The following is a 1328-nucleotide window of genomic DNA, read 5'->3' as shown; positions in this document are numbered from 1 at the left end:
GCGGCTTCCTTCGCCGGAACGTCGGTGATCATGGCTTCCGCCGTGATCAGAAGCGCCGCAATGGAGCCCGCGTCCTGCAGCGCCGTCCGTACCACCTTCGCCGGGTCGACGATGCCGGCCTTGATCATGTCGACATAGACCTCGTTCTGGGCATCGAAGCCCTGATTGTGATCCTTGCCCTCGGCGAGCTTGCCGACGACGATCGAACCTTCGACGCCGGAATTCTCGGCGATCTGCCGGATTGGCGCTTCAAGGGCCCTGAGCACGATCGAGATGCCTGCCGTCACATCGGCATTGGCTCCGGTCAGCCCCTTCAGCACAGCCTTGGCGCGCAGCAACGCGACGCCGCCGCCGGGAACGATGCCTTCTTCGACGGCCGCGCGCGTGGCGTTCAGCGCATCGTCGATGCGGTCCTTCTTTTCCTTGACCTCGGATTCGGTCGCGCCGCCGACGCGGATGACGGCAACGCCGCCCGCCAGCTTGGCGAGACGTTCCTGCAGCTTCTCCTTGTCATAGTCGGACGTGGTTTCCTCGATCTGCCCCTTGATCTGCTGGACGCGCGCCTGGATGGTGGTCTTCTCGCCGGCGCCGTCGATGATCGTGGTGGTGTCCTTCTCGATCAGCACGCGCTTGGCGCGGCCGAGCATGTCTATGGTGATGTTCTCCAGCTTGATGCCGAGATCCTCGGAAATCATCTGTCCGGCGGTGAGCACGGCGATGTCTTCCAGCATCGCCTTGCGGCGGTCACCGAAGCCAGGCGCCTTGACGGCCGCTACCTTGAGTCCGCCGCGCAGCTTGTTGACGACCAGCGTTGCCAGCGCTTCGCCCTCGACGTCCTCGGAGATGATCAGCAGCGGCCTGCCGCTTTGCACCACGGCTTCGAGGATGGGCAGCAGTGCCTGCAGATTTCCGAGCTTCTTTTCGTGGATGAGGACGTAAGGGTCTTCCAGCTCGGCACGCATCTTCTCGGCATTGGTGACGAAATAGGGCGAGAGATAGCCGCGGTCGAACTGCATGCCTTCGACGACGTCGAGCTCCGTTTCGGCGGTCTTGGCCTCCTCGACGGTGATGACGCCGTCATTGCCGACCTTGTCCATCGCCTTGGCGATCATGGCGCCTACGCTGGTGTCGCCATTGGCGGCAATGGTGCCGACCTGCGCGATCTCGCCTGAGGACTTGACCTTCTTGGCGCGCGCCTGAATTTCCTGGACGACGGCGCTGACGGCAAGGTCGATGCCGCGCTTGAGGTCCATCGGGTTCATGCCGGCGGCAACGAATTTGGCGCCCTCGCGCAGGATGGAAGCGGCAAGCACCGTGGCGGTGGTGGT

The 1328-nt window shown here is 63.8% G+C and carries 1 protein-coding gene; it reads right to left on the bottom strand.

The annotated features are described in order from the left end of the window. The coding region (groL, locus tag NKH33_RS33090; RefSeq protein ID WP_352923732.1) for a chaperonin GroEL at nucleotides 1-1328 on the bottom strand (1328 nt) is incomplete at both ends.

It is taken from the genome of Mesorhizobium sp. M1182, from assembly GCF_040318335.1.
GTDB lineage: Bacteria > Pseudomonadota > Alphaproteobacteria > Rhizobiales > Rhizobiaceae > Mesorhizobium.
Note: the sequence above shows the minus strand (reverse complement) of the source record. Positions and strands in the feature narration are given on the sequence as shown.